This window comes from Raineya sp. (assembly GCF_053497555.1).
In genome coordinates this window covers 1-25,230 of sequence record NZ_JBRCWE010000110.1, presented here as the reverse complement: position 1 = coordinate 25,230, position 25,230 = coordinate 1, and the positions used below count along the sequence as shown (strand labels likewise).

Annotated in this window: 23 protein-coding genes; 18 read left to right on the top strand and 5 right to left on the bottom strand. The window is 38.6% G+C overall.

Annotated features, from left to right (window positions below):
- Positions 1-220: 220 nt before the first annotated feature.
- The 3 genes from ACWITO_RS13975 to miaA all read left to right on the top strand — a co-directional run bounded on the left by ACWITO_RS13975 (position 221) and on the right by miaA (position 3,751).
- Positions 221-1,492, top strand: a complete 1,272-nt coding sequence (locus tag ACWITO_RS13975) for a poly(R)-hydroxyalkanoic acid synthase subunit PhaE (protein ID WP_448530611.1) — start codon at positions 221-223, stop codon at positions 1,490-1,492.
- A 44-nt stretch (positions 1,493-1,536) separates the two neighbouring features.
- The gene (gene phaC, locus ACWITO_RS13970; protein ID WP_448530610.1) at positions 1,537-2,661 is read left to right on the top strand and encodes a class III poly(R)-hydroxyalkanoic acid synthase subunit PhaC; all 1,125 of its coding nucleotides are present in this window, start codon (positions 1,537-1,539) and stop codon (positions 2,659-2,661) included.
- 166 nt (positions 2,662-2,827) lie between these two features.
- On the top strand, positions 2,828-3,751 hold the full coding sequence (gene miaA, locus ACWITO_RS13965; RefSeq protein WP_448530609.1) for a tRNA (adenosine(37)-N6)-dimethylallyltransferase MiaA: 924 nt from the start codon (positions 2,828-2,830) through the stop codon (positions 3,749-3,751).
- Here the strand turns inward: miaA and ACWITO_RS13960 are convergent.
- Entirely contained in the window at positions 3,743-5,068 is a 1,326-nt protein-coding gene (locus ACWITO_RS13960) for a DUF58 domain-containing protein (protein WP_448530608.1), read from the bottom strand. The genes miaA and ACWITO_RS13960 overlap by 9 nt on opposite strands.
- A 57-nt stretch (positions 5,069-5,125) precedes the next feature.
- Here ACWITO_RS13960 and gcvT point away from each other — a divergent pair, with 57 nt between their 5' ends.
- From gcvT to ACWITO_RS13935, 5 genes are all read left to right on the top strand, one after another.
- The gene (gene gcvT, locus ACWITO_RS13955) at positions 5,126-6,220 is read left to right on the top strand and encodes a glycine cleavage system aminomethyltransferase GcvT (protein WP_448530607.1); all 1,095 of its coding nucleotides are present in this window, start codon (positions 5,126-5,128) and stop codon (positions 6,218-6,220) included.
- A complete protein-coding gene (gene yidD / locus ACWITO_RS13950) occupies positions 6,204-6,446 on the top strand; it encodes a membrane protein insertion efficiency factor YidD (protein WP_448530606.1) in 243 nt (80 codons plus the stop codon). Before gcvT ends, yidD begins: the two co-directional genes overlap by 17 nt.
- Positions 6,447-6,521: 75 nt before the next feature.
- Positions 6,522-7,406, top strand: a complete 885-nt coding sequence (locus ACWITO_RS13945; RefSeq protein ID WP_448530605.1) for an Rpn family recombination-promoting nuclease/putative transposase — start codon at positions 6,522-6,524, stop codon at positions 7,404-7,406.
- A 169-nt stretch (positions 7,407-7,575) separates the two neighbouring features.
- On the top strand, positions 7,576-9,972 hold the full coding sequence (locus tag ACWITO_RS13940; RefSeq protein WP_448530604.1) for a TonB-dependent receptor domain-containing protein: 2,397 nt from the start codon (positions 7,576-7,578) through the stop codon (positions 9,970-9,972).
- Between the two features lie 131 nt (positions 9,973-10,103).
- The gene (locus ACWITO_RS13935) at positions 10,104-12,092 is read left to right on the top strand and encodes an OmpA family protein (protein WP_448530603.1); all 1,989 of its coding nucleotides are present in this window, start codon (positions 10,104-10,106) and stop codon (positions 12,090-12,092) included.
- Here the strand turns inward: ACWITO_RS13935 and ACWITO_RS13930 are convergent, their stop codons facing one another.
- On the bottom strand, positions 12,093-12,992 hold the full coding sequence (locus ACWITO_RS13930) for a 4-hydroxy-3-methylbut-2-enyl diphosphate reductase (protein ID WP_448530602.1): 900 nt from the start codon (positions 12,990-12,992) through the stop codon (positions 12,093-12,095).
- A gap of 126 nt (positions 12,993-13,118) precedes the next feature.
- Here ACWITO_RS13930 and rsmI point away from each other — a divergent pair, with 126 nt between their 5' ends.
- Positions 13,119-13,790 (top strand): 16S rRNA (cytidine(1402)-2'-O)-methyltransferase, encoded by a 672-nt coding sequence (rsmI, locus tag ACWITO_RS13925; protein ID WP_448530601.1) that lies wholly within the window; start codon positions 13,119-13,121, stop codon positions 13,788-13,790.
- Here rsmI and ACWITO_RS13920 read toward each other — a convergent pair whose 3' ends face one another.
- Positions 13,791-15,221 carry a DASH family cryptochrome gene (locus ACWITO_RS13920; RefSeq protein ID WP_448530600.1) on the bottom strand — a complete coding sequence of 477 codons (1,431 nt, stop codon included), beginning with the start codon at positions 15,219-15,221 and terminating at the stop codon, positions 13,791-13,793. It lies immediately after the preceding gene.
- Positions 15,222-15,296: 75 nt separating this feature from the next.
- Here ACWITO_RS13920 and ACWITO_RS13915 point away from each other — a divergent pair, with 75 nt between their 5' ends.
- From ACWITO_RS13915 to ACWITO_RS13875, 9 genes are all read left to right on the top strand, one after another.
- Positions 15,297-16,040 carry a patatin-like phospholipase family protein gene (locus tag ACWITO_RS13915; protein WP_448530599.1) on the top strand — a complete coding sequence of 248 codons (744 nt, stop codon included), beginning with the start codon at positions 15,297-15,299 and terminating at the stop codon, positions 16,038-16,040.
- Between the two features lie 201 nt (positions 16,041-16,241).
- Complete coding sequence (locus tag ACWITO_RS13910; RefSeq protein WP_448530598.1) at positions 16,242-17,048, top strand: MotA/TolQ/ExbB proton channel family protein; 807 nt, start codon at positions 16,242-16,244, stop codon at positions 17,046-17,048.
- Positions 17,049-17,120: 72 nt separating this feature from the next.
- Entirely contained in the window at positions 17,121-17,888 is a 768-nt protein-coding gene (locus ACWITO_RS13905) for an ExbD/TolR family protein (protein WP_448530597.1), read from the top strand.
- Between the two features lie 18 nt (positions 17,889-17,906).
- A complete protein-coding gene (locus tag ACWITO_RS13900) occupies positions 17,907-18,458 on the top strand; it encodes an ExbD/TolR family protein (RefSeq protein ID WP_448530596.1) in 552 nt (183 codons plus the stop codon).
- A gap of 29 nt (positions 18,459-18,487) precedes the next feature.
- Positions 18,488-19,348: an energy transducer TonB gene (locus tag ACWITO_RS13895; RefSeq protein WP_448530595.1), complete on the top strand. Its 861-nt coding sequence runs from the start codon at positions 18,488-18,490 to the stop codon at positions 19,346-19,348.
- Between the two features lie 82 nt (positions 19,349-19,430).
- Positions 19,431-19,739 (top strand): nucleotidyltransferase family protein, encoded by a 309-nt coding sequence (locus ACWITO_RS13890; protein WP_448530594.1) that lies wholly within the window; start codon positions 19,431-19,433, stop codon positions 19,737-19,739.
- A gap of 112 nt (positions 19,740-19,851) precedes the next feature.
- On the top strand, positions 19,852-21,099 hold the full coding sequence (locus ACWITO_RS13885; protein WP_448530593.1) for an exo-beta-N-acetylmuramidase NamZ family protein: 1,248 nt from the start codon (positions 19,852-19,854) through the stop codon (positions 21,097-21,099).
- Positions 21,100-21,182: 83 nt separating this feature from the next.
- The gene (locus tag ACWITO_RS13880) at positions 21,183-22,922 is read left to right on the top strand and encodes an ABC transporter substrate-binding protein (RefSeq protein ID WP_448530592.1); all 1,740 of its coding nucleotides are present in this window, start codon (positions 21,183-21,185) and stop codon (positions 22,920-22,922) included.
- Positions 22,923-22,984: 62 nt separating this feature from the next.
- Positions 22,985-23,686, top strand: coding sequence for a 16S rRNA (uracil(1498)-N(3))-methyltransferase (locus ACWITO_RS13875; protein ID WP_448530591.1), 702 nt, complete (start codon positions 22,985-22,987; stop codon positions 23,684-23,686).
- 66 nt (positions 23,687-23,752) lie between these two features.
- Here the strand turns inward: ACWITO_RS13875 and secG are convergent, their stop codons facing one another.
- Both secG and ACWITO_RS13865 read right to left on the bottom strand, forming a co-directional pair.
- The gene (gene secG / locus ACWITO_RS13870; protein WP_448530590.1) at positions 23,753-23,974 is read right to left on the bottom strand and encodes a preprotein translocase subunit SecG; all 222 of its coding nucleotides are present in this window, start codon (positions 23,972-23,974) and stop codon (positions 23,753-23,755) included.
- 11 nt (positions 23,975-23,985) lie between these two features.
- The gene (locus ACWITO_RS13865) at positions 23,986-25,080 is read right to left on the bottom strand and encodes a hypothetical protein (RefSeq protein ID WP_448530589.1); all 1,095 of its coding nucleotides are present in this window, start codon (positions 25,078-25,080) and stop codon (positions 23,986-23,988) included.
- Positions 25,081-25,230 lie beyond the last annotated feature (150 nt).

Below are 25,230 nucleotides of genomic sequence, written 5' to 3'. Positions count from 1 at the left end.
GGAAACAGGATTTTAGAAAATAAATGTCAGAAAGAAAAAATGAGAGATAACGCCCTTAAAGGTTTGAACATCAAACGGTGAACTTTTAGAACGTAAATAATTACCAAATCTTATAGAAGCTTCATTGTTCAATGCAATTTTTTATGAAAAAATTGGATTTTTTTTCGCTGTTTAATTGAAATTTGTATCTTTCGGAAAAAATCTAAAACGCTCAAAAATTATGAATAAGCCATACAATTTCTTTGAGTATTGGATGAAAGACCTCAAAGAACAAAGCAAAACTCCTATGCAAGCATACCAAGAGTTTATGCAAAATATGATGCAAAGCTCTAAACCCAAAGAAGAGGCTGGCTCGCAAGAATTTTTCCAAGAAATAATGAAAACTCAAATGGAAATGGGTAAAATGTGGTTTCAGGGCGTTCAAACAATGTTTGAAACTTTGGCTCCGCAGAAAAAGGAAGCCTCAATGTTTGATAGCTGGAGCAAGATGTATTCGGCTTGGAACAATCAGTTCGGTAAGCCTTTTGCAGGGCAACATAGCCGAAATGATATAGCCGAAACTTTCAAAAATATAATGACCTTCTCCCAAAACTATATGCAGTTGTATCAGCTTTTTCAGCCTATTTTGGAGCAACTCAATATAGGCAAAAAGCCTAAAAAAAATGCTTTCCAAGAGTTTTGGGGAAATATCAGTTTGGATAAATACAACGAAATAGCCTCTCAGGTTTTTGGCGGAATGACGCCTGAACAATCTGAAAGTTTTTTGAAGCAAATTGCTGATTTTTCTCAAAAACTGCTTAATGACCTCAACGAGCAAACAGGAGGAACACTCGGAAAAGCCCTTGAAAGCGTACCTGACTTAATGCACAACTTGCAAGCTACACAATATCAGGCTTTTGGTAAATTGCAAAAGGCTATCAATCCCTTTCTGAAAATGATACCCGACAGCAAAGAAAAACAATTGCTTGAGCTCAATATCCAACTGCAAGATGACTATGCCTTCTATTACATCAAAAGCAATGAAATGCAGGGTTTGGTGCAAAAAACAGCCCAAAAAGCTCTTGAAAAGACGCTCAAAGAACTTATTGAAAAAGTAAAAAATAACCCCGAACATATCATTACTTTTGAGGAAGCCACCAATTTGTGGATGGATATCGCCGAACCTATGATGATTGAACTCTATCGTAGCGAGCCTTTTGGAAAGTTGCAAGCAGAAGCACTGGCTACGAGTACGGCTATCAAAAATCGTTTTGAAAAACAAATGGAACTACTTTTAGAGCCATTACCCATTGCACCTCGTTCCGAAATTGATGAACTCAATGCTATTATCCACGAACTCCGCCGAAAGGTGAGAACTTTGGAAAATGAACTGAGCCGCCAACAACTCAATCAGGCTTTGCAAAGCAAGGAAGGCAAATCTGTTCCCAAAGAAAAAGAGGAAGCAATGCCCGAAAAACAAAGCAAACCTCGTGGCAGACCTAAAAAAGCGTAGGAAATCAAATTATTTTGATGTTCATATCCTAAAAAACACTTACAATGTTGGACGGAAAAATGTGCAATCTTATGAAAGAGCCTATCAACAAAGCCCTAAATGCCAAATATATGATTCAACAACAAATTCTCTCGCTTGCCGATAAGTACCAAGAACGCACCGAAAAATTAGCTAAGAGCTATCATATTCTTTCAGAAATCAAGGAAATAGATGTAGGCACTGCTCCCAAAGACTTGGTTTGGAAAGATGGCAAAATTAGCCTTTTTCGCTATCAACGCTCTACACCTGCTACTATCAAAACCCCTTTGCTTATTTGCTATGCTTTGGTCAATAAGCAAGATATGATGGACTTACAGCCCGATAGAAGCGTTATCCGTAAATTTTTGGACTTGGGGCTTGATGTGTATATCATTGATTGGGGCTATGTAACACGTGCCGACCGCTATACCTCAATGGACGACTACATCAACGGCTATCTGAATGGCTGTGTAGAGTATATTCGCCGCACTCATCAGCTTGAAAAAATAAATCTTTTAGGTGTTTGTCAGGGGGGAACGTTTAGCGTGATTTATTCTGCTATTCACCCCGAAAAAATAAAAAATCTGGTAGTAATGGTTGCTCCTATTGATTTTTCAAGCAAAGAGGGCTTACTTTTTCAGTGGAGTACCTATCTGAATGTTGATGAAATGATTGAAAACAATGGTGGCATTATGCCCGGCGAACTGCTCAATGTGGGTTTTGATATGCTCAAACCTATGAGTAAATTGCGTAAATACACCAGTGTTGTAGATATGTTGGACGATGAAGACAAACTAATGAACTTTCTGCGTATGGAAAAGTGGGTTGCTAATAGCCCCGACCAAGCAGGAGAGTGTTTTAAGCAATTTATCAAAGATCTTTATCAAGAAAACAAACTTATCAAAAATGAGCTTGTGGTAGGCAACCATAAGGTAAATATGAAAAATATCACAATGCCTATTTTGAATATTTACGCCGAATCTGACCACCTTGTTCCGCCTCCTTGCTCTATTCCTTTGGATAAGCACGTAGGCTCAAAAGACATTCAAACTTACAAATTTCCTGGTGGGCATATTGGGGTGTTTGTAGGAGCAAGGTCGCAAAAAGAATTAGCCCCCACTATTGTAAATTGGCTCAAAGAAAGAGATTAAACTATCTACTATCAGCAAAGCGGCGACGTTACTTTTTCAGTAACGCCGCCGCTTGTATGTTGGGTATCAAGCCTAAATTTTTTTTAGGAGATTTGATTTTCAAAGGTTTGGAAGAGGAACTTTCAAAAAATAATTTTGTTTCGGTATAGAATTCAAACATAGAAGCGTGCAACAAAAATTTCTGATTTCCGTAGTAGGGGCAACTGCCGTAGGCAAAACAGAAATGGCGATTCGTTTGGCAAAACACTTTCAAACAGAAGTTATTTCTGCCGATTCAAGGCAGTTTTTCAAAGAACTTTCCATCGGTACTGCCAAACCTACGCCTGCTGAAATGCAAGGGGTAGTTCATCATTTGGTAGATAACCTTTCCATAAAGCAAAACTATACTGCTACTGACTTTGAACGTGATGCCCTTGCTATTTTAGAAAAACTCTTTACAGAAAAAAATATTGTAGTTTTGGCGGGTGGTTCGGGCTTGTATTGCAAAGCCCTTTGGGAAGGTTTTGATGATATTCCTGATGTGCCTGATATTATCCGCAAGCAGGTAGTTGAAATGTACCAAGAAAAAGGATTATCTTTTTTGCAAAGCGAATTGCAAAAATGGGACGAAATTTATTTCAGACAGGTAGATATTCAAAATCCACAAAGGCTAATGAGAGCTTTGGAAGTATGCTATGCCACAGGAAAGCCTTTTTCCAGTTTTCGCAGAGGGAAAAAAACGCAAAGAAATTTTCAAAATATTAAAATCGGCTTGGAAAGACCTCGCCAAGAGTTATACGAACGGATTAACCAAAGAATGGATTTGATGCTTTCACAAGGACTTTTACAAGAGGCTCAAAGCCTATATCCTTACAGAATGCACAATGCTTTGCAAACCGTAGGGTATCGCGAAATTTTTGACTATCTGGAAGGCAAGCAAGATTGGGAAAATACTATCAGACTTTTGAAGCAAAACTCTCGTCATTATGCCAAAAGGCAAATTACTTGGTTCAAAAAAGATACAGAAATAATTTGGTTTCACCCTTCGCAATGGATAGAAATTGTGCAATTCATTGAAAAACGCCTCAAAGAAGCTATTGGGTTACAATAAGCCTTTGGCTTTGATTTCCAAGTATTTATTGATAGCATTGACCGTGAGTTCTTCCGGCTTGGTAAGAATTGCCTGAATACCGTATTTGCGTAATTCCTTGATTATGAGCTTTTTCTCAAAAGCTAATTTTTCAGCAATGGTTTGATTGTATATCTCTTCGGTAGAAGTGGGTTCTTGAAAAATCATTTTATCCAGCTCGGTATTGTAAAAAATAACAACTACCAGCAAATGAGAAGCAGAAATTTTACGCAAAAAACCAATTTGCCTCATCATTGAAGAAAGCGACTCAAAATTCGTATAAAGAAGCAACAGACTTCGCTGTTTGATTTTGTGCTTGATAGCAAGATACAAACGCTCAAAATTTGCTTCCTTGTAAGCAGTTTTTTGTTTGTAAAGATTTTCAAGGATTTTATTCATTTGCATAGGCTCGCGGGTAGCAGGCAGAACCACATCTATTTTATGCCCAAATGCGATAAGCCCAGCTTTATCATCTTTGTTGAGCGTTACTTTGGACATCACCAGCGAAGCATTGATAGCATAATCCAGCAGAGAAAGCCCTTCAAAAGGCATTTTCATTGTTCTGCCTTTATCAATGATGTTATAGACGTGTTGGGAGCGTTCATCTTGGTAGTGGTTTGTCATCAGGTTATTGCGGCGGGCGGTGGCTTTCCAGTTGATAGTACGAATATCATCGCCTTGTACGTATTCTTTGATTTGCTCAAACTCTCTATTATTCCCAAAACGGCGAATTTTCTTGATACCCATTTCGGTCAGATGATTGGAAAATGCTAAAATTTCATATTTCTTCAAAGCAAAAAAGGCAGGATAAGTGGGTACTTTGATATTCTGACTAAACTGAAAACGCCTTGCTACCATTCCGATAGGTGAAGAAACAAATACATTTACAGCCCCAAAATCATATTCGCCTCTTTTGATAGGACGCAAAAAGTAAGAAATCGTTTTGCTTTCTTGGGGAGCAAGACTTTCAAAAACTTGAAAATTTCGTTCCTGAAACTGCTCGGGTAGTTCGTCAATAATTTTTATCCGTACAGGAAAGCGGTACAAGTTTTTTGCCTCTATGTGTATAGGGTTTTTATCGCCATTGGAAAACCGCTCAAAAGTTTTGCGTGAAGCCTTAAAAGCATTTTGGGAAGTATAGAGCAAAAGTAAATCTAAAAAAACAAGCCCCACAAATACCAAAACAAGTATTTTAGCAATAGGAAAAAGCCATTCCAAACTATATGAAGCAACCAGAAGTAAAACTAAAACAATGATGACGTAAAAAAAACGATTGTTTAGGTACAAACTTTTTAGCATAAATTGGGTGAGTAAAAGATTTTCGTAATTTTACGCAAATTTACGAAAACAAACCTTATGGACTTACAAAAAATTCCACTCAACGATTTACACGAAAGTTTGGGGGCTAAAATGGTTGGCTTTGCAGGCTACGCGATGCCTGTACGTTATAGCTCGGATAAAGCCGAACACTTGGCGGTTCGCCAAAATGTAGGGGTTTTTGATGTTTCGCATATGGGCGAATTTTTGCTCAAAGGCGAAAAAGCTCTTGACCTCATTCAGCGTGTTTGTACCAATGATGCCTCTAAACTCACCAATGGTAAAGCTCAATATAGCTGTATGACTAACGAGCAAGGCGGAATTGTAGATGATTTGCTCGTATATCGTCTTTCGGAAGATGAATATATGCTGGTTGTGAATGCTTCAAATATTGAAAAAGACTGGAACTGGATACAAAAATACAATGCAAAAGGGGTAGAAATGCAGAATATTTCAACAGAAACCTGTCTTTTTGCTGTGCAAGGTCCCAACGCTACGAAAGTTTTACAAAAACTCACATCAACAGATTTAGCACAAATTCCTTATTATAGCTTTACAAAAGGCTCAATGGCAGGAATTGAAAATGTAATTATCTCTGCCACAGGCTACACGGGTGCAGGCGGTTTTGAACTTTACGTACATAAAGATTTTGCCGAGGCACTTTGGAAAGCAATTTTTGAAGCAGGCAAAGAATGGGATATACAACCCATAGGGCTGGGGGCAAGAGATACCTTGCGTTTGGAAATGGGCTACTGCTTGTATGGCAATGATATAGATGACACTACTTCGCCTCTGGAAGCGGGTTTGGGTTGGGTAACTAAATTTACCAAAAATTTCACGGCTTCCGATATTTTGCAAAAGCAAAAACAAGAAGGCTTGCAACGCAAATTAGTAGCTTTCCGAATGGAAGGGAAGGGTATTCCTCGCAAAGATTATCCTATTGCAAATGTTAATGGTGAAATTATCGGTAAAGTAACATCAGGAACTATCTCGCCTATGCTCAATGTAGGCATTGGTTTGGGCTATGTGCAACTTGCATATAGCAACCTTGATAGCGAAATTTATATCCAAATTCGCAATCAGGCAGAAAAAGCCAAAGTTGTGAAATTACCTTTTTATGAAAAAGGTATTTAGTTTTTTTGCAAAACTGCTTGCCAGTTTGCTGATTTTACTTGTAAGATTTTATCAAGTAGCTATATCGCCTTGGTTTCCTGCTTCTTGTCGTTATACGCCTACTTGTTCGGTGTATATGATAGAAGCAGTGAAAAAATATGGTGTTTGGAAAGGGGGAAAACTTGGTCTAAAACGCCTGAGCCGTTGCCACCCTTGGGGCGGTAGCGGCTACGACCCCGTGCCTTAATTTAGCATCAAAGCCGTCAAGTTTTCAGAAGAAAGTAAAAAATTGTAAATTTGTGTATAAAACTTTCTCGCCGCTATGAGTAAGGTTAATCCTAAAATAGATTTGGTGTTTAAGAAACTCTTTGGTTCGGAAGAGAATAAAGATATTTTACTTTCTTTGATAAATGCTATTTTGCCTGTAAATGAGCAGGTTGCCGCTATTACTCTAAAAAATCCATACAATATATCCGATTATGCAGAAGGCAAGCTCTCTATACTTGATATAAAAGCCCAAGCCGAAGACGGCAGAATTTTTGATATAGAAATTCAAATTAGAGGGAGCAGTTATTATGGAAAGCGAGCATTGTTTTATTGGGCTAAAATTTTTGGCTCTCAATTAGATTATGCTTTTGATGAAACAGATAGTAATTTGAATATTTCAGAAGTAGGATATTCAGACCTAAAAAAATGCATAGTAATTAGTCTAATGGACTTCAACTTTTTTCAAGATGCCAGATATTATCGTTTCTACACATTAAAAGATGGCGATACCAACGAAAAACACAAAGATTTAGACTATTTGGATTTGTATTTCATTGAGTTGAAAAAGTATCAGGGCAAATTAGAAAATGTAAAAACGACCTTAGAACGTTGGATAACTTTCTTGAACAATGCTCATAAATACGATACGCAAAAGCTACCCAAAGAATTAGCTGAAATCAAAGAAATCCGCAAAGCTTGCCAAAAACTTGATGTAATGTTTCTTGACGAACAAGAAAGACAATATTACGAATCACAGCAAAAATTCTGGCTTGACCAAAACTCTTTCTTGAAAGAAACACTTGAAAAAGCAGTAGAACAGGCAGAAATCAATAGTAAGATTGAAATAGCTAAAAATGCAATTAAAAAGGGGCTGGACAATCAATTTATCGCAGAACTCACAGGTTTGAGCATAGAACAAATAGAAGCCTTACGAAATTAGAGGCTATCGGCACACCGCAAAATGAGATTTTCAAATCTTTTGAAAATTAATAACTCAAATCCCTAAAAATCTTGAAAATCATTTTAATTTTGGTATAAATTCCTCTCCCACGCAATATTTCCCCTTGCACTGCGTTTCGTTGTTGTAACAATAAAATTTTAATAAAACAATGAAAGCGATTGTATTTTTACTTTTGTGCCTGTGGGGGATTGGTGCAGAAGCACAAAACATTAAAGGTAAGGTAACAGACAAAAAGAGCAAAGAAGCTGTACCCTATGCCAATGTATTTCTTTTTGATAAAAAAGACCTTTCAAAAGCTGTAAATGGGGCTACTACCGAAGAAGATGGTTCTTTTGAAATTCAGAATGTAAAGGCGGGTAGTTATGTTTTGCGTGTGCAAATGATTGGCTACAAAGACTTACAAAAAGAGCTGGAGGTAACTACTGCTGATGTAGCTCTTGGCGATTTAGCAATGGTAGGGGATAATAGCGATTTAATTGAAAAAATTGAAGTGGTTGCCGAAAAGCCACTGGTACAAACAGATATTGGTGTAAGAAGCTATAATGTGAGCCAAGACCTTGTCAATAAAGGTGGTACGGCTCTTGATGTTCTGCAAAATATTCCTTCGGTACAAGTTGATGAAAATAATAATGTTACTTTGCGAGGGGCAAGTAATCTTACTATTCTTATCAATGGCAAGCAATCGGGGCTTGCAGGAAGCAACCCTCAAAGTGTTTTCCAGCGAATACCTGCCAGTTCCATAGAGCGTATTGAAATCATCAACAACCCTTCGGCAAAGTATGATGCCGAAGCCAGTGGTGGAATTATCAATGTTATACTCAAAAAACAGCAAGAAGATGGTTTTGGTGGAAATGTTGGTTTCAATTATGGTAATTTTGGTCGCTATAATGGCAATTTTGATATAAACATCAAAAAGGGCAAATGGAATGTGTATGGCAGTCTGAATGGTAATCGTGATACTCGCTTGAATAGTGCTTCTGTTTTTAGAAAAAATTTTATTCCCAATACTACTCCTATCATAGACCAGCAACGTTCCATTGACCGCATAGGCGAAAACTATACAGGTAGCTTTGGTATTGAATTTGCCCCAAATGCTAAAAATAATTTTGCTTTGGAAGCTAATTGGGGAGGCGGCAATAGCAACAGGCTGGAAATTCTAAATAATTTTAACCGAGATTTTGATAACACACTTTTAAGCACTTTTATCCGTACTTCTGATGAGTTTGAATATTCTTTTAACCAAAATTACGCTTTTAATTACCAAAGAAAACTTGCCAAACCCAAACAAGAACTTAAAGTTTCTACTTCCTTGGGGCTTTCTGAAAACAACACCGACCTAAATGCTCTACAAACAGGCGATATTCGTCAGAGAACTTTTGAAAACAACAACAACCAAATTTGGCTTTTGCAGGTAGATTATACGCACCCACTTGCCAGCGACGGCTGGAAAATTGAAGCAGGCTACAAAAATATTTTCCGTAATGTACGCAATGACTTCATTTTGGAAGATTTTGATAACTTCAATGCTCTATGGCTTGCTAATAGCAATTTTTCCAACGATTTCCGCTTCGACGAGAAAGTATTGGGGGCTTATGGTATTTTGTATGGTAAAATGAAAAAAATGGAATTTGAGGCAGGTGTGCGAGTAGAGCAAACTTTTACAACTTCCGAACTGCTCACCACAGGGCAAGTCTTTCGGAACGACTACCTCAATGCTTTCCCTAATGCCGCTATTTCGTATCGTTTGCCCAAAGACCAACAAATTAGGATAATGGCAAGCCGTAGAATTAACCGACCCGGTTTCAGACAGCTCAATCCTTTTGCAAGTTTTTCCAATCCGCTTACCTTGCGTTCGGGAAATCCCTTTTTGCGTCCTGAATATACCAATTCTTTTGAGTTGGGATACCTCAAAGACTGGAAACAAGCCTCTTTCACAGGTTCAGCTTTTTACAGACGCACCAGCAATGTTATTCAGCCTTTTATTCGTCAGCTTGCAGGTGATACTACACTTTTTGCTCCTGAAAATATTGCAACGGCAGAAAATTATGGATTGGAACTGATTGGTAGCTACCGAGTAGGAAAATGGCTTACGCTGAATGCCGATGCTTCGTTTTTCCGTACTTTTGTCAATGCCCGCAACCTTGATGGTGAGTCGCTCAATGATGTATTTTCTTGGAATACACGTTTGAATGCTATTTTCAACTTGCCCCAAAACTGGCGTATTCAAGGAATGATAATGTACAGAGCCCCTGTGGCTACGGCACAAGGTACTCGTAAAGACCTCATAATGAATAGTATAGGACTTTCCAAGCAAGTTTGGAAAAACCGAGGCAACTTTACGTTTCGTGTGAGCGATATTGCTAAAAGTATGCGTTTCGGCGGAACGGTCAATACGCCTAATTTATTCAACGATTTCACCTTTGTAGGCAATACACGTACCTATATGTTTGGTTTTAGTTACCGATTTGGAGGCGAAACCCGAGAAAAACGCAATCGCCAACGCCGAGAAATGCAAGGCGGCGATATGGACGGAGGTGATTTTTAACGCCAAGCAGAGGGGCTTCATTCAAACGAAGCCCTTTTTTCTTTTGATTGCTTTCAAAATTGCATTTCTACATTTTTTATTTTACCCAAAAAATTCCTATCTTGAAGGCTGATTTACTTTCATACAAGGATATGTTACGCTTCTGCTTCATCATTTGTTTTCTTGCTGGTTGGAATACCTTTGCTCAAAAATATTCTACACAAAACAAAGCCGCTATTAGCTATTATGAAAAAGCCCAAGACGAACTACGCCGCACCCTGGACTACGACTTGAAACCCAAACAAAGACAAAAGGTTGAAAATCGTTATGATGAAGCCGCCGAGTATCTGGAAAAGGCTATTCGCAAAGACCCCAAATTCGTAGAAGCTCATTTAGAGCTGGCTCGTATTTATGAGGCTTTTCGCTTTCAAAATCCCACTTATTTTGAAAAATACATTTATCATTACGAGCAAGCCGTGAAATCTGCCCCGCAAAATCCTAAAAATATGGAAGCAACTTGGGTTTTGATGAGGCACTATCTTGCCAAAGGCAATTACGATAAAACACAAAAATTTGCAGAACAACTTTTACAATTTAGCAATCTTACCGAAAGATTAAAACAGGAAGCCGAATTTCATCTAAAAATCGTAGCATTTGCCCGAGAGCAGATGCAAAAGCCTTTGGAGTTCAAACCTAAGGCTTTGCCTGCTATTATCAATCGCAAAGATTATATCCAAGAGTTTCCAAGCCTTACCGCTGACCAAGAAATGCTTATTTTTACGGCTGTTCCTAAAAATGAAATCAGAAAGCGAACAGGCGAAGATATTTTTGTAAGCTACAAAGAGAATGGAGAATGGGGCGAACCGCAATCCATTTCGCCACGCATCAATACGCAAGCCAACGAAGGTACTTGTGCCATTTCTGCCGATGGCAAAACTTTGGTATTTGCTTCTTGCCAAGGCAGACGAAGCGTTGGCTCTTGTGATTTGTACATTAGCGAAAAAATTGGCGATGAATGGACTGAACCTGTCAATTTAGGCTCAAAAGTCAATTCCACAGAGTGGGACTCGCAACCCTCGCTTTCCGCCGATGGCAAAACTTTATACTTTGTTTCTGATAGAAATAAACGCAGTCGTAATGATATTTACGTTACTTATCGCAATGCTCAAGGCGAATGGTCGCAGGCAGTACCTTTGCCCGCCCCTATCAATACGCTCCGCGATGAGTTTTCGCCTTTTATTCACCCCAACGGCAAAACACTTTTTTTCGCTTCCGATGGGCATATAGGAATGGGTGGATTAGATTTGTTTTTTAGCGAAAAACAGAATGATGGCTCGTGGAGCGAACCTAAAAATTTAGGCTATCCTATCAATAACTATCTTGACCAAGTTTCACTTTTTGTAACCGCTGACGGCAAAAAAGGCTTTTATGCCGATAGAAAATTTAGCCCTAATGGCGTAGAAGAAAGCGGGATTATTATGGAATTTGAAATACCTGCTCCTGTTGCTGTAAGCACACGTACACAATACGTAAAAGGTAAAGTTTTGGACGAAAAAAGCAAACAACCCCTTGATGCTCACATAGATTTGATTAACCTTGCCAATGGGCAAAAAGAAAGTTTTACGAGTTCCGATAAAGTAGATGGCTCTTATTTGCTGGTTGTCAATGAAAGAACCGAATACGCTTTGGAAGTGCGTAAGAGTGGCTATATTTTCAAAAGCCTGCGTTTTGATTTCTCTGGCAAAAGCATTGATGATTTCAAACCTTTGGAACTAAATATTCTGCTTTCTCCTATTGAAAAAGGACGAACTTTCGTACTCAACAACATCTTTTTTGATACGGGCAAATGGGAATTACGAGAAAAATCAAAAGCTGAGCTTGATGAATTGGTGCTTTTTATGCAAGAAAATCCACAAGTGAGAGGTGAAATTTCGGGGCATACCGATAACGTAGGTGATAAGAAAAGCAACCAAGAGCTATCGCTCAAAAGGGCTAAATCGGTGTATGAGTATCTTTTGCAGAAAGGTGTAGAACCCAACCGCCTGACTTTCAGAGGCTATGGTGATTCGCAACCTGCCGCTCCGAACGATACAGAAGAAAATCGTCAGAAAAACCGCCGAATAGAGTTTAAGTTTTTGTAGCTACTCATTTTGTAGCTGTAAGCAAAACTGATTTTCTATTTCGCTTTTTACTTTTTCCATTAGCCACATAGGTGTAGAAGTTGCCCCACAAATGCCTACATTTTGGGCATTTTCAAACCATTCGGACTGCAATTCGCTTTCATCTTCTACAAAATAGCTCCTTGGGTTGGCTTTTTGGCATACGGCAAACAAAGATTTTCCGTTAGAGCTTTTTTTGCCACTGACAAAGACAATCACATCATTTTCGCTGGCAAACTTGGCAAGTTGTGGCTCACGATTGGCAACTTGTCGGCAGATGCTATCATTGGCATCAAAAAGAGCCAAATTATCCGAAAAACCTTTTTCTTGAATATTTTTGGCGATAAGGTCTTTCATTTTGTAAAAACCATCGGTGCTTTTGGTAGTTTGGCTAAAAAAAGTGATAGGCTTGCTGTAATCTAAACTTTCCAAATCTTTTTCATCAGTTACAATAACAGCTTCCTCGTTGGTTTGCCCCGAAAGACCAACGACTTCGGCGTGTCCTTTTTTGCCATAAATTACAATTTGCCCATTTTGTGTTTTAGCATTATCATAAGCCGTTTTGATACGATTTTGTAATTTCAAAACCACAGGGCAAGAGGCATCAATGAGTTCTATGTTATTCTGTAAGGCAATCTGATAAGTTTCAGGAGGTTCGCCGTGGGCTCGGATAAGCACTTTGCAATTAGAAAGCCGCTTTAGGTCTTCTCTGTTGATGATTTTGAGTCCTTTCGCCGAAAGGCGAGCCACTTCTTTATCGTTATGTACAATATCGCCTAAACAATACAAGGAACTACTTTCGTTCAATTCTTCTTCCGCCATTGAGATAGCGTATTCTACGCCAAAACAATAGCCCGAATTTTTATCAATAGTAATTTTCATTCAGTTTTGTTTTTGACTTTCGCAAAAAAATCTTGCAAATTACGTGTTAATTTTTCTTAAAAACAAAATTGTCTATGTGTTTTGTTCGGCAAATACCCTAAATTTGGCAAAATTTTCCAAAAAATTATGCCACAACTTTATCTCGTACCTACCCCTATTGGGAATTTGGAAGATATTACACTACGAGCCTTGCGAGTGCTTCAAGAGGTAGATAGCATTTTGGCAGAAGATACACGCGTAGCAGGTATTTTACTCAAACATTACCAAATTTCCAAGCCTCTGATGAGCTATCACAATTTCAACGAACACCAAATTCAGGAAAAAATCATTAAACGCTTGAAAGAAGGTGAGAAAATAGCTTTGGTTTCTGATGCAGGCACACCTGCCATTTCGGACCCAGGTTTTTTGTTGGTGCGAACTTGTCTGAAAAATAATATTGCCGTAGAGTGCTTGCCCGGAGCTACCGCTTTCGTGCCTGCTCTCGTGAAATCGGGCTTGCCTACGGATAGATTTGTTTTTGAAGGGTTTTTACCTCACAAAAAAGGCAGACAAACTCGTCTGCAAGAACTTTCGGAAGAAAAACGCACTTTTATTCTGTACGAATCACCCTATCGTCTGCTGAAAACTTTGCTGGAACTTCAAAATTTCTGCGGTGCAGAAAGAGCCTGTTCCATTTCTCGCGAGCTAACCAAAATGTATGAAGAGACTTTTAATGGCACTATCCAGACTGCCTACGAATACTTTTCACAAAAAGGTGTGAAAGGTGAGTTTGTAATTGTGGTAGCAGGGAAAGAGTAACTAACTCGCTTGCGAGTGTTTTAGCTTTACAATGGCTTGTGGATAGTTTGAGCCAATTTTTACCCCATATTCAGATAGTTCTTTGGTAGAAAGTTCAAATAAATGGTTGATTTTGGGAGCGGGTACGTTTTTGAGTTCAGGAAGCCAATATTTGATAAATTTCGCTTGGCTATCGTAGCGTTCGGCTTGTGAAATAATGTTGAAATAGCGATTTTCACGAGGGTCGTTGCCTACACCTGCTACGTATTGCCAATTTCCCCAGTTGCTACATACATCATAATCCACCAAAAGGCTCTCAAAATAACTTGCCCCCCAAATCCAGCTAATTTTCAAATCTTTTACCAAAAAGCTGGCTACATTCTGCCTGCCTCGGTTGCTCATAAAGCCTGTGGTGTTTAGCTCTCGCATATTGGCATCTATGAAAGGCACGCCTGTTTCGCCTTTTGCCCATTTCCAGAAAATATCACTATTTTTCAAAAGAGGCAACTTTTCGCCTTTGAAGCCCGAAGGATAAAACAGACGATTTCCATATTTTTTGGCAGTAAAACGGAAAAAATCTCGCCAAATTAGCTCAAAAATTAGCCAATAAGTAGAGTCGTTGGCGATGCGTTCTTTTTCATATTTTTTGATTTCTTGCCAAATCTGCCTTGGCGAAATGCAACCCAAAGCCAAATAAGGCGAAAACTTCGAAGAATAATCTTTTCCTAAAAGTCCGTTGCGGGTTTCTTTGTAAGACGCCACCAAATTACTTTCCCATAGGTAGTAGTTTAGTCTTTTGAGGGCTTCACTTTCACCACCTTTGAAAACAAAAGTGCCTTTGTGCGAACTTTCGTTTTCCTGCAAGCCCAAATCTTTTAGCGTTGGCAAATCGCCTGCAAAAAAATTTTCAGGCAGAGGAGCTATGTTTGGGGCATTGGCAGGCAAAGGCTTACGAATTTCTGCATATTTTTCTACGGATTTTCTGAACTCCGTAAAAATATCTGGCACTTTGCAAACAGGAAAGGGCAAATCGTTGATATGGTATAAAGTAGCTTGCCAAAAATACTCTATTCCGATGCCTTTACTTATCAGATTTTTTTCCAAAGCCGCTTCTACATCAAGCTCTTCTTGAGTAACTTCTTTGGAGGTAAAAACAGCATCTGTTTGCAAAGTTTCTGCAATTTTGGCTATTTCTGTTTCAGGCTTACCCCAACGGACTATCAAATCGCTTCCTTGCTTTCGGAGCTGAATACGCAAATCTAAAAGGCTTTCAAGTAAAAATTTAGTCCTAAAAACCCCTGTTTTGGGTATATCCAATTGGTTTTTGGCAAACAGACGGGTATCAATGCAATAGGCTACCCACACTTTTTCGGCTTTTTGCATAGCCTCGTGTAGAGGGCGGTTATCGTGCAGGCGTAAATCATTACGAAGCCAAACTAAAATATTTTTCATTGCGTTGAAGTATGAAAATTGACTTCAAAAATTTTACTTGCATAACTTTTTGTTCAGAGCTTTGTTTGAATTTTTATGGAAAAGAAAATAGGACTTACACTTTCGGGAGGCGGAGCCAGAGGCTTTGCTCATTTGGGCTTACTGAAATTTTTGGAAGAAAAGCAAATGCAGATAGATGTTCTTTCGGGAACGAGTATGGGAGCATTGATTGGGGCTTTTTGGGCAAAGGGCTATCCTGCGGAGCAGATTTTAGAAATTCTCAAAAAATTTACGCTTACCTCGCTTTTGCATCTGAATGTACGCAAAGGCTTGCTAAACTACCAAAAGGTGCGTAGGGTATTGGACAAATACTTTCCCGAAAATAGTTTTGAAGCATTGCAAAAGCCTTTTTGGATTGCCTGTACCGACCTTATTGGTGTGCAAACCATTTATTTTTCAGAAAACGAACTGCTTGAACCACTCATTGGAAGCATTACCATTCCTCCTTTGGCTCGCCCTTTGCTCTGGAAGGGCTATGAACTCATTGATGGCGGTATTTTGGATAATGTACCTGCTCAAATCATACGCAACAAATGCGATATGCTCATAGCTTCGCACTGCAACGTGCCTCTGAAAGCTCAAAGCAAAAATTTGGTGCAAGCCTTTGAGCAAATGTTTATTGCGGCGGTTTCCAAATTTGCACTGCAAGCCCAAAACGTAGCAGATATTTGGTTTGAACCCCCTGCAATGAAGCACTTTCGTTTTCGTGATTTTGCAAAAGCCGATGAAATTTTTGAGGTAGGCTACCAGCACGCCAAGCAAATTTTCACAGAAAAATGATACTCGCTTAATAAACACTTGATACTAAAAGCAAATTTTTGCTTGACTTTGGGAAAGATAACCAAAGAAAAAATTTTTTTTGCTTTTTTTTGTGTAGCGAGTTATTTATTTTTTCATATTTGCGAAAATTCCATTTTGCAACTATCAAAAAAATATTAGTTTTGCACTGAATTTTTACTAAAACCTAAACCAAATTGTTTTATGAGTACTATCAAAAAGAAACCCAGTACATTCCAAAACATCTTTGCAGGTCTTGCGATTGTGGTGCTTTTTATTATTGCACAAGTATTCTTCCGTGTATTTTTAGGAGACCCCAATAACTTTGAAATGAAAGACGGACACCCTCACCCAAAAAATATTTGGGGTACTATCTACTTAGGTGGAGAAGTTGTGCCTTTCCTTATCACTTGTTTGCTTGTAGTTATTACCTTTTCTATTGAGCGTCTGATTACTATTTTTTCCGCTTCGGGTACAGGTTCTATTACCAATTTTGTGTATAAAGTAAAAGGCTTGCTCGCTGAAAATGATATTGAAGGAGCTATGGCGGCTTGCGACAGACAAAAAGGTTCTATTGGTAATGTAATCAAATCTGTTTTGGAAAAATATAAAGAAATGCTTCACGATAATACCAAAGATAAAGAGCAAAAAATTGCCGCTATTACCAAAGAACAAGAAGATGCTACTGCTCTTGAACTTCCTATGCTTGAAAAGAACCTAACCATTATCGCTACACTTGCTTCGGTTTCTACACTGATTGGTCTGTTGGGTACAGTACTTGGTATGATTAAGGCTTTCTCATCAATGAGTGGTGGTGGTGCAGCAGCGGCGGCTCAACTTGCAGTAGGTATTTCAGAAGCTCTTATCAATACTGCTACGGGTATCGGTGCTTCTGCTCTTGCCATTATTGCTTACAACTACTTCACAAGCAAAATTGATGAACTCACTTACAACATTGAAGAAGTAAGTTATAGCATTTTGCAGAATTTTAATGCCCAAGTAAAAGGCTAATCGGCATAAAATTTGCTGTATTTTACCGAATACAAAATTGTATTTTGTTATATCCAAAAACTAACCTAATCTATGGGAAAAATTAAACCGCCCCGCAAGAATCCTTCTTTGGATATGACGGCAATGTGCGATATGGCATTCTTGCTTCTTACATTCTTTATTCTTACGGCACAATTCAAACCTGAAACGCCGCTGGAAGTAGATGCCCCTTCGTCGTCCTCTAATAAAGAAGAAACGCCCAAAGTTGCTAAAATTATTGTTGATACCGTAGGAAGAGTATTTTTTGAAATCAAAGAAGCTAATAAACGTGAGGAGATTTTGAGAGCGGTAGCTCGTCATTACAAAATCGCTGACCAACTTACCGATGAAGATTACAAAGAGTTTGCAGGTAGGCAAAATGTTGGTGTGCCTATTCAAGATTTGCCCAAAGTCTTGAAAAACAAAGCTCTTTCTAATGATGCTTACAAAAAATTAGGTGTAAGAATAGGTATCCCAATGGATACAATAAACAATCAACTGGGTCATTGGATTCTTTACACCAACAAGGTATATGAGAATGAAACCTTCAATCGTAGGCAAGGTTTTGATGAAAAAACCAAAGCGATTGTTACCAAACCCTCTACCGAAGGTTTAAGTGAAGCCGAAAAGAAAATTTGGGAGGAGGAGCAAAAACAAATGCTCAAAATCGTTATTTTCGGAGACCAACGCTCACAATTCAGGGTAATCAAGAGAGTTTTGGAAGTTTTGCAAGAAAGAAAAGTAAATAAGGTTCATTTGGTAACAAACCTACGCGAAGCACCCGCAGGTGCCGCCAACCAACAAACACAAAAGAAAAACTAACCTAAACTTTGTGAAACTATGGCAGATATAGATACCTCGCAAGGTGGTGGTAAGGACGGCAAGAAGAAAGGTCCCAAAAAAGTTTCAACCAAGGTGGATATGACTCCAATGGTGGATTTGGCTTTTTTGCTCATTACTTTCTTTATGCTTACCACCACCTTCAATACGCCGAAAATTATGCAGGTGATTATGCCTGATAAAACCGAAAAAGACCCTAACAAACGTGACCAAGCCAAGGGCGATTGCTCAATTATTATTCTGGGCGATAAGGATAACAAACTCTACTGGTATCAGGTAATCAAGGGGCAAACCCCTCAACTTCAAGAAATAGAGTATAGCTCCGAAAAAATTAGAGATTTTCTTACCCAAAAGAAAAAAGAAATCAAAGCCAAAGGCGATTGCCCTCAGATGATTGTGGTAATTAAGTTCAAAGATGATGCTCGGTTCAAAAATATGGTAGATGTGCTTGACGAAATGGCGATTGTGGGAGTTTCTCGTTATGGAATTCAGGATATTGAGCCTAACGACCTCAAACTCATTGAGGAGTATAAAAAGCAGGCAAAACGATAGCTAACACTATAACCCAAATTCTTAAAATTATGGATATTCAAAGTTTTTGCTATTTGCCCCACGAAGGTTTTGAAGGTAGAAACCAAGAGTACGGGGCTTATGTACTCCGAAGCAAATATTCGGGGATTGTTACGAGAGTGCTTATTTTTGTAATGATTGGTAGTGTTTTTGTATTTGGCTATCCTACTATCAAGCGACTTTTGGAACCCAAAGAGGAAGTGGCGGTACAACAGCAAGTGGAAGAAGAGGTAACACAGGAAATTCCTTTGGAATTGGAACAACCTCAAGAGCCCGAAGAACAGAAAAAAGCAGAAGTGGTGATTGAAGTACCTCCTCCACCTGAAATTGACCAAGTAAAATTCACCGTTATTGAAATCAAGGAGGAAGTAAAAGAACAAAAGCCGCTTGTAGAAAATGTGGAAGTGGAGCAGAAAGAATCGGCTGTTGCCGCTGAAACCAAACAAGGGGAAGCCGCTTCAAACGTAGTAGAAGAGGTAAAAGTTGTAGAAGAACCGGGTAAAGACCTCAAAGAAGCAGGTACAGGTGAAGAAGACGCCAACAAGGTCTATAATGAATTTGAAGTTGTTAAAAATGCTGACTTCCCCGGCGGTATCAATGCGTTCAGAAAGGCTTTGCAAGAAAAAATCAAATACCCCTCGCAAGCTACTCGCAAAGGTACAGAAGGAACAGTTACCATTTCTTTCGTAATTGATAAAGACGGCAGAATTACAGACGCCAAAGTAGTGAAAGATATTGGCGATGGTTGTGGTGATGCGGCTTTGGAGGCTCTCAAACAAATGACTACCCCTTGGTCGCCTGCTACCGATGCCAAAGGAAAGACCGTGAAAGTTCGTAGAACACTTCCTGTAAAATTCACTTTGCCTAAATAATTTTTCCAAGTAATTTGCTAAAAAAGAAACATCTCGGCTTGGGGTGTTTCTTTTTTGTTTGTAGATTTGCTCAAAAAACTTAATGAAGGAAGCTCTATTAGAAAGTCATAAAAAAGCTATTGCTTCTCTCTGCCAAAAGCACAATGTTTGGGACTTGTACGTCTTTGGTTCAATTCTAACACCTCATTTTAACCTTCAAAGCGATATAGACTTTTTGGTAAAATTTGGTGATATTGACCTTGCTTCCTATGCTGATAACTATTTTAGTCTGAAATTTTCATTAGAAAACTTGCTTCATAGGAAAGTTGATTTGCTGGAAATACAAGCCTTGAAAAATCCTTATTTACGAGCTTCTATTGATAAATTCAAAGTTTTATTGTATAGACAATGAAATCAGAACTTGGCTTTATGACATTTTGCAATCTATCAATGAAATAGAAAGTTATTTTACTGACCAAAATTTCATTCAAGATGTTTTACAACTTTTGACCAAAGAATAAAATATGCAAAAGTACATCGTTTTATGCTTACTTTTCTTTTCGGCTTGTCAGAAAAAAATTAGCACTTCGCAAATTCCTGAAAATAAGAAACCCGCTGAAAAGCAGGAGAGTATCTCTCCTCCCATAGAGCCTCGCAAAAATGAAACTGCCCCACTCAAAGCCAAAATGCGTGTAGGAGCAGAGCAGTTGGAATTGTACTTGCCCGAAATTCAGGATAAAAAGGTGGCTTTGGTGGTCAATCATTCGGCATTGGTGCAAGGCAAACATTTGGTAGATGTACTTTTGAGCAAAAACGTAGCCATTCAAAAAGTATTTGCCCCCGAACACGGCTTCCGTGGCGATGCTGATGCAGGCGAAACCGTGCAAAACGAAAAAGATAAGCAAACGGGTTTGCCCATAGTTTCCTTGTACGGCAAGAATAAAAAGCCCACGCCTGAACAGCTCAAAGATGTGGAGGCGGTTATTTTTGATATTCAAGATGTGGGGGTGAGGTTTTTTACCTATATTTCCACAATGCACTACGTAATGGAAGCCTGTGCCGAAAATAACAAAGAGTTTATTGTTCTGGACCGCCCCAATCCGAACGGTGATTATGTAGCTGGTCCCGTGTTGCAAAAAGGCTTTGAAAGTTTTATCGGTATGCACCCTATTCCCGTAGTACACGGACTTACGGTAGGGGAGCTGGCTCAGATGATTAACGGCGAAAAATGGCTTGCAGGAGGCAAGCAGTGCAAACTGAAAGTTATTCCTTTGGAAAATTATACGCACCAAACCCTTTACGAATTGCCTGTGAAACCTTCGCCTAATTTGCCCAATCATTTTGCAGTAAGGTTGTATCCTTCTTTATGTTTTTTTGAAGGTACGCCTTTGAGTGTTGGTAGAGGTACAGATTTCCCTTTTCAGGTGGTAGGTTATCCTGATAAAAGAATGGGGGATTTTACTTTTACGCCTGTAAGTAAGCCGGGTATGGCTAAAAACCCTTTGTACGAAAATCAGCTTTGTTATGGTGCAGATTATAGAAAAATTTATCCACAAGCACCACGTTTTACGCTTCAACCACTCATTGATTTTTACCAAAAATTTCCGGAAAAAGATAAGTTTTTTAATACTTTTTTTGATAAATTAGCAGGCAATAGTTTGCTCAAAGAGCAAATACGCAAAGGTATGAGCGAAGCGGAAATAGCGGCTACTTGGCAAAAAGATTTGCAAAATTACCTTCAAATGCGTAAAAAATACTTGCTTTATGAGTAAGTTTGCAGAAAACTTTTTGAGCAAAAAATTAGTTTTTTTGAAAAAATTTGTAATTTAGCCTTCAAAATGCAACCTTTTTGAATATGCAAGCAAGAGGTCTTATCACTCGTATTTTAATTGGGGTTTTCTGTGCTTTGTTGTGGTCTTGTAAAACGAACTCCGATACCGAATCTGCCAGCCTTAAAGAAGCCCAAGGAGGCAAAATGTATGGAGGTATCTTGAAGGTTAATCAGACGGAGTATATCAGAAGTTTATATCCTTTGGAAATTGTTGATGTTTATTCTTACAGAGTTGCTACACTCGTTTATGAAGGTTTGTTCAAATTTAACCCCAACGACCTAACCCCCGAACCTGCTCTTGCCGAAAGTGTTGATATTGATGAAACCAAAACCATTTATACCATAAAAATTCGTCAGGGAGTAAAATTCCACGATGCCGATTGCTTTCCTGATGGCAAAGGCAGAGAGCTAACTGCCGAAGATGTAAAATATTGCTTCACACGCGTATGTACGCAGGATAAAAAAAATCAGGGTTTTACCATTTTTGAAGGTTTGCTCAAAGGAGCAGATGAGTATTATCAAGCCTCGGCGGGGGGTAATAAACCTGCCAAAGAAATAGAGGGTATTCAGGTAGTTGATAAATATACGATACGTTTGGCACTTACTCGCCCTTACACGCTTTTTACTACCAATTTGGCTCGTCCTTTTGCTTTTATTTATCCCAAAGAAGCAGTTGAAAAGTACAAAGATGAAATGCGTATCAAGGCGGTAGGTACGGGGGCTTTTATGGTTTCCAAAGTTGATGAAGGTTCGCTGATTATTCTGAAAAAAAATCCTAACTATTACGGCAAAGATGAACACGGCAACCAACTTCCTTTCTTAGACGGAGTGCGTATTTCTTTCATCAAAGAAAAGAAAACAGAACTTTTAGAGTTTGAAAAAGGCGGCTTGGATATGGTTTCTCGCTTGCCCACAGAAGAAATCATAGAGATTTTATCCAAAAATAAAGATACTGTTAATAGAAGATTTGAGTTGGAGCGTGTGCCTGAAATGACTACGCAGTATATGGTATTTATGACACAAAAAGGACTTTTCAAAGATGTAAATTTGCGTAAAGCCTTTTCTTTTGCTATTAACCGACAAGAAATTCTTGAAGCAGTGCTTAATGGCGAAGGCGAAGCCCCCGGCGAAAAAGGTGTTGTGCCACCTGCTCTGAAAAATTATGATATTGAAAAAATACGTGGATACGAGTTTAATGTAGATTCTGCTCTTTATTACTTGAAAAAGGCGGGTTATTCCGATGGCAGTAAGTTGCCTGCTATTACCTTGCATATCTCTCCCGAAGGTGATAGACACATCAACGTTGCTCAAGCGGTGGCACGCCAACTCAAAGATAACTTGGGGGTAGAAGTTACTATCCAACAGCAAACCCTTGCCCAACTCGTAGAAAGAGGCTTGAAAGGGGAGTTTGAATTTATGCGTATGGCATACTATGCCGACTACCCAAGTCCTGAAAATTTCTTGTGGCTCTTTTGGGGTAAAAAAGTTCCCAATTCTTTCGAGGAGAAGTCTTATCCCAATATGCCTCGTTTCCGAAATGTAAAATATGATGAGTATTACGAAAAAGGCTTACAAGCCAGCAGTATGGAAGAGGCTTATGAGTATTTCCGCAAAGCCGAGCAAATCTTGATGAACGAAGCCCCCATACTTGTACTTTGGTATGACGAAATTTACAGATTACGCAAACCTAATCTGAAAGATTGTCCTATCAATGCTATGCAATATTGGGATTTTTCAAAAACTTATTTCACCAAAACGAAATAAATGCACTACTACTTTCCTAAATAGCGGAAGGTAATAGTGAGTTTCTACTTTTCTTTTCAGAAATGCAGTTATTCTATTGTCCTGATTTACAAGCTCCTCAAACCATTTTACCCGAAGAGGAGGCTATTCATTGTTTGCAGGTTCTTAGAAAAAATATTGGCGAAACAATTGCTATCACTGATGGCAGAGGACATTTTGCCCAAGCTAAAATCCTTACCCATAAGCCCAAAAATTGCCTTCTTGAAGTCTTTGAAATTCAGAAGCAAGAAGCCAAACCCTACTATTTGCATATAGCCATTGCTCCTACCAAAAATATAGAGCGAATGGAGTGGTTTGTAGAAAAAGCTACCGAAATAGGCATTGATGAAATTAGCTTTCTGCAATGCGAACGCTCCGAAAGAAAAGAAATTCGTTTGGAACGCTTGCAAAAAGTAGCTTTACAGGCAATTAAGCAATCTAAACAAGCCTACTTACCACAACTTAATCCTATACAGAAATTTTCGCAATTTTTGGAAAAAAACTTTGATGAATATTCTCAAAAATGGATTGCCTATGTAGGAAGCACTGCTTTGCTTACTCAAATTTTGCAAAGCAGAGGGAAATATTTATTGCTCATTGGAGCGGAAGGAGATTTTAGTGAAAAAGAAATAAATATGGCTAAGGAAAAAGGCTTTGAAGATATTTCTTTGGGCAAAAACATACTTCGCACCGAAACTGCGGGCATAGTGGCTTGTACGATAGTAGCCTATCAAAATTTTCTTTGAGCTATGCTCAAAAAAACAGAGGACTTCAATCCAAGTGAAGTCCTCTCAGTAGCTTAAAAGCCAAGATTACTTGAAGAAGCTCGTGATGAGGGCAAGAACAAAAATGGCTATCATCAAACCCCAAGTAAGTTTTTCCATTAAATCAGTAGTTTTCTGAACACCCAACATTTGGCTGGCTCCTGCCGCCGCACCTATGCCGCCGCCACTTTTAGCACTTTGTTGTGGTAAAATTACAATAATCAGTAACACTGAAATCAGCATCATCAAGCCAATGATAAATCCTAACATAGTACAAAATTTTAACTTTCTAAAATTTCAATTTGGGACGCAAAGTAAGCCTTTTTTTCGGGAATTTGCAACATTAATTTACGATAAATTTCAACAGCTTTGGCAGTATTGCCTTCATTGAAATAGGCAAGGGCTTTTGCTTCGCTTACTTCATCATCAGAAAGCGTTTCGGCAAAAGAATTTTCGGTAGTTTGCAAAGATGTTTCGGAACTGTTTGCAGAATTTTCTGCTTCTGAAACTTGCAGTTCTTCGGTAAATTTTTCTGAGGTAGAAGTAGCAGATTGCTCTACTTTGGGGGTATTTAGAATTTCTTGTAAGAGGCTATCGGTATCAATCTGCAAATCTATATGGGTAGTTTCGGGGGTAGTAGATAAAGTTTCATCAGCCACCATATCATCAAGCGACATTGAAAAAATATTGATTTGGCTTTGATAGTAGCTTTCTTTATCAGGATTTTGCAATTTCAAACGCTCATAAACGGCTATCGCTCCCTGAATGTCCCCTTTTTCAAAAAGTTCAATGGCATACTCTTCGTTATCTGTTTCAGCAGGGCTTTCTTCCAGATTAGTAACAGGAGGAGTGGAGGTAAAAAGGTCAGATTTCAAAAATTCGTCAATCAGCGAGTTTTGCTCTTTCTGATTTTCGGTTAGGTGTAGTTCAGTATTTGTGCTTTCTTGGGTTTCTTTTTCCAGATTGTACTCTTGCGGAATGTACGATTCTGTAATGCTTGCCAGTTCTTTGTCCAATTCTTCGGGGGTAATGGTTTCCATTTTCTTATCAAAAGCATCTAACTCCTCTTGTATTTCACCAAAAGGATTGCGATAAATACTTTCAGGAGAAATAAAGCTTTCCTCCTCTGCATTGATACGAGTAGGCTTTTCCATAATGAATTTTTTTAAGATAGAGCGATTGTAAGCATACAAAGCGGCACGCCGTATTTTTTGCGGAGCAAGACTGCTGGCTTGGTCGTGCAAATTTTTGGCAAGCAAAATATGAGGAATAGCAAAATAGGGGTGTTTTTGGATTATCTCGTTCAATTCTTCCAACAGATTATCTTTCAAAAATTCAGGTTGGTGCAATAAACCTAAAAGTATTTGTTTATCCATAATTGAGCAGAAATTGAAAAATCAAAAATCTTTAACTTACAAATTTACAAGTTTTTCACCAATTTGCAACAGTTTTTTGAAAAATATCAAAAATTATTTTATCAAAAATTTCCTGAATTTTCTGAGCTTCTACTTGGGCAAGCGTGGTAC